The organism is Campylobacter concisus (assembly GCF_902460545.1).
In the GTDB taxonomy this organism is placed as follows: domain Bacteria; phylum Campylobacterota; class Campylobacteria; order Campylobacterales; family Campylobacteraceae; genus Campylobacter_A; species Campylobacter_A concisus_AE.
The window spans coordinates 116,105-123,909 of the sequence record NZ_CABPUE010000001.1 but is presented as its reverse complement, the minus strand read 5'-3'; the positions used below and the strand labels follow the sequence as shown (position 1 = coordinate 123,909).

6 protein-coding genes are annotated in these 7,805 nt (G+C 39.8%); all 6 read right to left on the bottom strand.

What is annotated here, in order from left to right; genetic code table 11:
• Window positions 1-2,195, bottom strand: a 2,195-nt coding sequence (gene hypF, locus FZ949_RS00625) for a carbamoyltransferase HypF (RefSeq protein ID WP_148790047.1), incomplete at its 3' end; no start/stop codon positions are given.
• Window positions 2,179-3,651: a hypothetical protein gene (locus FZ949_RS00620; protein WP_103579808.1), complete on the bottom strand. Its 1,473-nt coding sequence runs from the start codon at window positions 3,649-3,651 to the stop codon at window positions 2,179-2,181. The genes hypF and FZ949_RS00620, both read right to left, overlap by 17 nt.
• Window positions 3,648-4,190 carry a HyaD/HybD family hydrogenase maturation endopeptidase gene (locus FZ949_RS00615; protein ID WP_103579807.1) on the bottom strand — a complete coding sequence of 181 codons (543 nt, stop codon included), beginning with the start codon at window positions 4,188-4,190 and terminating at the stop codon, window positions 3,648-3,650. Before FZ949_RS00615 ends, FZ949_RS00620 begins: the two co-directional genes overlap by 4 nt.
• Entirely contained in the window at window positions 4,190-4,870 is a 681-nt protein-coding gene (gene cybH, locus FZ949_RS00610; protein WP_103579806.1) for a Ni/Fe-hydrogenase, b-type cytochrome subunit, read from the bottom strand. Before cybH ends, FZ949_RS00615 begins: the two co-directional genes overlap by 1 nt.
• Window positions 4,871-4,879: 9 nt before the next feature.
• Window positions 4,880-6,598: a nickel-dependent hydrogenase large subunit gene (locus FZ949_RS00605; RefSeq protein ID WP_148789994.1), complete on the bottom strand. Its 1,719-nt coding sequence runs from the start codon at window positions 6,596-6,598 to the stop codon at window positions 4,880-4,882.
• A 9-nt stretch (window positions 6,599-6,607) separates the two neighbouring features.
• Window positions 6,608-7,753, bottom strand: a complete 1,146-nt coding sequence (locus tag FZ949_RS00600; RefSeq protein ID WP_087584544.1) for a hydrogenase small subunit — start codon at window positions 7,751-7,753, stop codon at window positions 6,608-6,610.
• Window positions 7,754-7,805: the final 52 nt, after the last annotated feature.

Genomic DNA, 7,805 nt, shown 5'->3' with positions numbered 1-7,805 from the left:
TAAATTTGCCCTAAATTTACGTTAGAATCGTTGCTACAGAATTTTTTATTGATATAAAATTTCAAATTTGCTTTAGTAAATTTTTTGTAAATAAGTTCGAGTAAAGTCTTATTTTGAAAAACTCCGCCGCTTAGCAAAATTTCCATTTTTTCTTTTTTTGAAATTTCAAAAATAATATCAGCCAAGCCATTTATAAATGCCGTTGCAGCCACTCTTGGCTCATCTTTTAAAGCACTTTTAAAAGCCTCTTTAAAGCCGATCACTCCATTGTCTAGACTAAATTTATAACACACATCTAAATTTTTATCATAAAGCGCTTCAAGCCTCATACCACTCTCGCCCTCAAAACTCGAGTGAAAAAGTCCACAAATAATCGCCCCAAATGCGTCAAATATCCTACCAACTGAGCTAGTCTTTACTAAGTTTAATCCTTTTTGCTCCATTTTTTTAAAATTTGCAAGCATTTTTTCATCAAAATTTACTAGAAATTTACGTCCCTCGTCCTCAAGAGAGTATTTTAAAATAATAGAATATGCGATTAGATAAATATTTTTGATGCTGTTTTCGCCCCCAAATAGGCTAAATTCATCAAAGTGATAAACTCGCTCGTAACTCTTTTTATCTAGCCTAAAGACCTCGCCACCCCAAATTTTGCCATCCTCTCCGTATCCAGTGCCGTCAAAACAAAAGCCAAGATACTCTTTATCTGGCAAATCATTTTCAAATATCACACTTAGCAAATGTGCGTAGTGATGCTGCAGATGAACTAGCTCAAAGCCCTGATCTTTCGCCCATTTTGTATTTAAAAAATTTGGATGCAAATCAGCTATGACCTTGTCTATTTTTAGATCATAAGTCGTTTCAAAAAGTGTAAAAATATCCTTAAACCTATCAAAAGTCACCACGTTTTTTAGGTCACCGATATATGGACTAACCATCAAAAGTCCGTCTTTGTAGATGCAAAATGAGCTTTTTAGCTCCGCTCCAAGGGCCAAAAATGTCCCTTTTTGCTTGAAATTTGTATGGATGAAATTTGGATTTAGCCCGCGGCTTGTCCTTGTAAAAATTGTCTCATCGCCAACGCAAAATGCGATACTATCGTCACTTGGTGAGTAAATTTCTCGGTCGTGATCAAGGTAAAAGTCTATGACGCCACCTAGTTTTTCCCTTAGCTCACTTTCGTCTTTTATGACAACCTCGCCTGAGATGTTTGCGCTAGTTGCGATGATGTCGTGCTCTAAATAATCAAAAAGTAAAAGATGTATGCCACTAAATGCGAGCATGACGCCAAGCTTATTTAAATTTGGTGCGACACTTTTTGCGATATTTGAGCCGTTTTTTGCTTCAAGCAAGACGATCGGCTTTAAATTTGAACTAAGAAGCTTTGCCTCCGCCTCTGAAATTTGCGCTATTTTTCTAGCGTTTTGCAAATTTTTACTCATCAGAGCAAATGGCTTACTTGGGCGGTGCTTTCTGGCTCTTAGCTCGCAAACTGCGGCTTCATTTGTCGCGTCGCAAACCAGATGAAAGCCACCAAGGCCCTTAATGGCTAAAATTTTACCCTCGTTTATGAGCCTAGCTGCCTCTTTGGCGGCTTCGTTTTTACTAGCCAAAACTTTGCCAAATTTATCTTTTAGATAGAGCTTTGGCCCGCAGTTTGGGCAAGAGATCGGCTCTGCGTGGTAGCGGCGATTAAGCGGATCTTTGTATTCGCCTCCGCAAAACTCGCACATTTTAAACTCGCTCATCGTCGTATTTACCCTGTCGTAGGGTAGTGCTTTGATGATGGAAAATCTCGGTCCGCAGTTGGTGCAGTTTATAAATGGATATTTGTAGCGTGGATTTGTGGGGTCATAAAACTCGTACAAGCAGTCATCACAAAGTGCGTAATCAGGCAAAATAGGCGCTTGTTTGGTGGCTGACTTTGAAGCGATGATCTCAAGCTTTTTATAAATTTTATCTATCTTAAATTTCTTTAGCTCATCGATCCTAGCAAGGGCTGGCAGCTTCTCATAAAGCTCTTTTTCAAAAGCCAAAAAGCTAGCCTCATCGCCGCTAAAATTTAGCTTCACGCCCTCATCATCGTTGTAAATTTCGCCAACAAGCTTAAATTTATCCGCTAAAGTATAGACAAAAGGTCTAAAGCCCACACCTTGAACTAAGCCTTTGATCTCATATCTAAAGCTTGATCTCAACGCCAAATCCGGGGTCAAAATTTGTTTTTATATTTGGGTTTAGGTGCTTTTTTATCAAGTTGCTAACTACCTTATTATAAAATAAATCCCCGCTTAAAGTAACATTTTTGATGTTAAATTTATCTCGTTTTTCATAGCTAAAATCGCTCAAAAAATGCGCCAAAGACTCGGTGCAACCAAAGCTGATGTTCTTCTCTCCAGCGCCAGCAAGGACAAACGAAATGATACTTTTTACAAACTTAACCCCGTCTAAACCAAAGTCATCTTTCATCTTGTAATCGATCCTAACGCCCTTTTGACCGCTAAAATCAGCTGCCATTAATAGCAAATTCTCCCCTGCTTTTTTAAAGTCATCGCCTAAGCCAAGTATGCGCCCAGCTATGCAAAATAGCGAGAAAAAGCTAGCATTTGAGCTAAATTTACCACTTGGTAAAGTATGCTCTTTGCTAAAATTTTCAAGTAGCCTTTCGCCGCCCTCCTCGGCTCTTATGAGCTTATAAATTTCTTCAAAGCTACTAAATTTTGGCAAAAATAGAAGCTGCGTTTTGCTTGATTTTGAAAGCAGGTAAATTTCGTCATCACTAAATTTGCTAAATTTTAGCCCCAAAGCTATATCGCTAAAATTACTAAGCTCAAATTCCTCGTTTTTTGCATAGAAAAATGGGCTTAAAGCTGCACTACTTTCAAGCAAAGTAAGCCTTGAAAGAGCATTTTTTTGCTCCTTTACCTTAATGCTTAAAAAGCTAAAATTTTCTTTATTTAGCTGCTCGCAAACGGCGTAAAGAAAAAGATCATTTGGCGCCCTCACGTCAAAAAATAGCGGTGCATCCTCGTGATTTTGCCTATAAATGGCTGTCGTCTTTAGTGATAAAAGTGGCTTTTCAAAGCTAGCTAGAAATGTCAAAACTCTATCATCGGCGATAAAAATTTTTGGTAGCTGCTTTAAATTTACAGGCATCAAGAAATTTGCGTCAAAATTTACGCCAAGAGAAATTTCATATAAATTTTCATCTTGCTCTACGCAAACGACCTTGCCGTTTTTTAATAAATTTAGGCAAGTTTTAAGCTTTTCATTAAAATTATCAAGCGTTATCTCGCCATCAAATTTACTCCAAGCAAGCACGCCACTTTCATTTAAGATAGCCCTTTCGCTAGCCAAAAATGTGCTCGCTTGAGTCGGAGTTAGGCCGCCAAATTTTATCTCACTTATCTTACTATCTTCATCAAGCTCACTTGTAGCCAAGACCTCACTGTGCTTTATAAAAAGACTAAATGGCAAGAGCGCACTTGCTTTATTTGCCACGCTCTCAAGCTCGCTGGTATTGCCACTTACCTTTAGACAAATTTCATCTTCTTTACACTTTATACTATGAGCTAGATCGCCAGCAAGCAAGCGTAAAAATGGCACTAGAAACGAAGCGTCCTTGTGGCAAGTAAATTTAAAAGCAAGTATCATTTTAAACCTTTTTTAGCGTATTCATCAACGATATCATTTAGGGTGAAATTTGCTACTTTTTCACACTTAAAATCAAGCTCTTTTAAGTGATCAAGCAGCGTTTTTTCTAAAATTATAGAAGCGTTTATAACCTCATCTGAGAGGCTAAAATTTGATGATTCTATACGGCTAGGCACGATGCCTAAGATTTTGGTTGTCGGTCTATCGCCTGCAAGCTCCATTAGATGAAGGGTCTGAAGCATCTCTATCTCGTGAGCCGAGCCGTCCCAACTAATAAAATTTGGCACGTTTAGAAAGTCGAAAAAATAAACATCACCTACGCTTGCACCATTTGCGCTAATGCAATCAACGACGATAAGATAGTCAAATTCGCTTATTATGTGAGTTAGAGCGAGGGCTAAAGTGCCCCCGTCCATTAGAGTAAGCTCGTTTTTAGAGCTTGTAAATTTATAGTTTTTAACCATCAAATTTACAAAATGAGCACCTATACCTTCATCGGCAAACATCACGTTGCCGATACCAAGAACCAGCACTCTCATCAGTGTTCTTTTACAAATTTATAACCACTAACGATAGCGTCCATCGCTCCATTTTTGCCTTTAACAGCGTTAAATACTGCCATATAAACATGAATCGGCACAAATATCATAATGACCCACATGCAAATTCTATGTATCGTTCTAACATTTGCTAATCCGCCCATAAGCTCTTCAAAAAACCTAGCTGGCTCATAAAGTGCTCCGCCAAGTCCCTCATGATAAACATGAACGTAAAGCACAAGACCGCTTAGGCAAATAAGAGTCAAAATAAGATAAAAGAAAAAGTATGAGGCAAACTGCAAAGGATTATAAACGCCCCTTAAATGCGGATGTGGCCCCATAAAAAGATAATACTTGATCTGTGCGATCCAAATTTTTGGATTTAGAAAATCAACCACACTCATCCACTCTTTTTTACTATGTTTATCAAAGACAAATAGATAAAATTTAAAGATAAACGCCGCTATTAGCACAAAGCCAGCGATCTGGTGAGTCATACGCCACTTTGCTTGCATAAAATTTGTAGGCTCGCTCGTGATCTCTGGACTCACAAAAACGTATGAGATATAGTAGCCACTCACAACCAAAAGTGTAATCGCTGCAAATCTAATCCAGTGTGTCAGCCTAACGCCGATGGAGAATTCGTATTCGCTGATTCTATCAGCATTTTTATGTGACATATTCTCTCCTTACAAATTTGGATTTATCTTATAAGTACTCAAATCATTTCCCTTTGTATCCATAACATGCACAGCGCATGCGATGCAAGGATCGTAAGAGTGAATTTTTCGTATTATCTCGAGTGGTTTTGAAAGATCAGCGATCTTTAAACCAACTAAGCACGCTTCGTAGCTTCCCATTTGACCTTTGGCATCTTTTGGAGAGGCGTTCCATGTGCTTGGCACGACTGCTTGCCAGTTTGTGATAACACCATCTTTTATGCGGCACCAGTGGCTAAGCGCACCTCTTGGAGCATTGCCTTGGAAATTTCCTTTGTACTCTTTTTTGTTATCAATTACATATTTTGCGCAGGTCTCTTGATCTGATTTTAAATTTTCTACTAAGGCATTAAATGCGTCCATTGTGTGCTCAGCAACCACTTTTGCTTCAAGCATACGAGTAGCGGTTCTGCCTAGAGTTGAGAAAACTGCACTTAATGGCAAGCCACTCTTTGCTAAAAATTCGTCAACTACTTTTTTAACTCTCTCGTTGCCTCTAGCGTAGTTTATAACAATACTTGCTATTGGACCCACTTGCATAGGCAAGCCATCATATCTTGGTGCTTTGATCCAGCTATATTTGCCTTTTGTATCAAAAAGCTTACTGTGAGCTAGTTTGCCCTCGGCGTCTATGCTCTCGCCGTCAATAAGGCCTGTGTAGTTTGCCTCAGTCTCGCCGTCATATGGATGAAGCGCTTTATCGTTTTTATACCAAGACCTAGTAGCTTCTTCGGTGATCTTGTCTTCGTCTATGTCATAAACCTTGCTAAGATCGCCATTTAAGATATAGCCACCTTTAAATAGATGGTCATTTTTGCCAATCAAAAACTCATCATAGCAGAGTAAATTTGCCACACCAGCATCGTTTAGAACGCTTGGCTCATTACCATAGGCTTTAGCCGCCATCAAGATATCTGGATAGTAAGCTCTATCAACAAATTCTTTGATCTCGGCAAATTTGCTCATATATTCGCCCATTCTAGCTGGATCCATAAGATCCATCACGCAAGTCACGCCGCCAACTGTTAGGCTTTGTGGATGTGGGTTTTTCGCGCCAAAGATCGCCATCATCTGAGCTGCTGTTCTTTGAATTCTAAGGCACTCTAAGTAATGTGAGAGGACGATTAAATTTTGCTCTGGCGTAAATTTATATGTGCTATGTCCCCAGTATGCGTTGGCAAATGGTCCAAGGTTGCCCTTTTTAACAAAGGCTTCAACCCTCTCTTTTACCTCTTTTAGCTTGTCAGCTCCCGTGGCAAACGGAAGATCAGTATATTTAAACGCCTCTTCGCTAGCTTTATGCACATCTGCGCTTAGTGCAGAGACCACGTCTGCCCAGTCAAGGCCATGAAGCTGATAAAAATGTACGATGTGATCGTGAAGATATAAAGCTGCGTTCATAAGCGTTCTAGTTAGCTCTGCATTTAGTGGAGGCTTGATGCCAAGGGCATTTTCAACTGCGATGATGCCTGCTCGGTAGTGTGAGTATGTACAAACGCCACAAATTCTTTGCATAAAAAAGCCAGCATCTCTTGGATCTCTACCTTTTACGATCTGCTCTAAACCACGCCAAAGAGTTGAGCCAGAATACGCCTCTTTTACAATATTATTTTCATCTACAACAACTTCTATTCTTAAGTGTCCCTCGATACGTGTTATAGGGTCTATTACTATTCTTTTTTCACTCATTTTTTCGCCTTATTCTTTATCTTTACTCATAGAAGCTATAACAGCGTGAGCTGCTATGCCAATGCCTGTAAGAGCTAAAATTCCGATGCCAACTTTGTCGCTGACATTATCAGCTCCAAGACCTAAAACAGTATCAAAGAGTCTATCTGCCATAGGCTCTTCAAATGGCCCCATCGTATCCCAGAAGTCTGGCTCTGAGCAGCCTATACAGCCGTGACCTGCTTGAACTGGCCATGATGTGTGCTGGTTAAATCTCTCGCGTGAACAGTTATTAAATGTATATGGACCTTTACAGCCTACTTTGTATAAGCAGTAGCCATTTTTTGCACCTTCATCGCCGAAGTTTTGGACAAACTCGCCAGCATCAAAGTGACCACGTCTTTCGCAAAGATCGTGAATTCTTAAGCCATAAGCCCATTTTGGTCTATTGTAAACATCAAGCGCTGGAAGTGTGCCAAAAAGTAAGAAGTGAAGCACGTTGCCAACGATATTTTTCTCACTTGGTGGACAGCCCGCAACATTAATAACTGGTTTATCAGTTACCTTTGAAAGTCCCACTGAATTTGATGGATTTGGCCTTGCAGCTTGAATGCCACCGAAGCTAGAACAGGTGCCGATCGCAAAGATAGCAGCTGCGTCTTTTGAAGCATTTACAGCATGTGTTTTACCTGTTGTGCCATGAGGTCCAACAGTTAGAAAATTTTCAGTCGTACCAGTTGGGATACCGCCCTCAACTAGCAAAATGTATCTGCCTTTGTATTTTTCGATCGCACTCTCTAAATTTTCTTCAGCCTGCCAACCAGAGGCTGCCATGATAGTTTCGTGGTATTCAAGGCTTATGTAGTCAAATATAAGACTATCTATGCTTGGAGCATCGGTTCTTAGTAAGCTCTCGCTACAGCCTGTGCATTCTGCCATATGAAGCCATATCACAGGAAGCCTATCGCTAAGCTCAGCAGCACGAGCAACCATCGGTGTCATCGCACTTGGCAATGCCATAAAAGCTGTCATCGCACCAGCCCACTTCATAAAATCACGTCTCGTAAAGCCCTTCTCTTTTAAAAGCTGCGCAATACTCGAGTCGCTTTTCATCTTAGGCAACGCACTAAGCTCACTTAAGCGTCTATCTATCTTTTGACGCAAGTCATTATTCATATAAGCTCCTTTGCTTGAAAATTTTACTTTTGTTATTAATATCTTTGTTTAA

Coding starts and splice junctions, on each gene's coding strand:
- cybH (WP_103579806.1), bottom strand. CDS start 4,870: ATGTCACATAAAAATGCTGATAGAATCAGCGAATACGAATTCTCCATC.
- FZ949_RS00600 (WP_087584544.1), bottom strand. CDS start 7,753: ATGAATAATGACTTGCGTCAAAAGATAGATAGACGCTTAAGTGAGCTT.
- FZ949_RS00615 (WP_103579807.1), bottom strand. CDS start 4,190: ATGAGAGTGCTGGTTCTTGGTATCGGCAACGTGATGTTTGCCGATGAA.
- FZ949_RS00605 (WP_148789994.1), bottom strand. CDS start 6,598: ATGAGTGAAAAAAGAATAGTAATAGACCCTATAACACGTATCGAGGGA.
- FZ949_RS00620 (WP_103579808.1), bottom strand. CDS start 3,651: ATGATACTTGCTTTTAAATTTACTTGCCACAAGGACGCTTCGTTTCTA.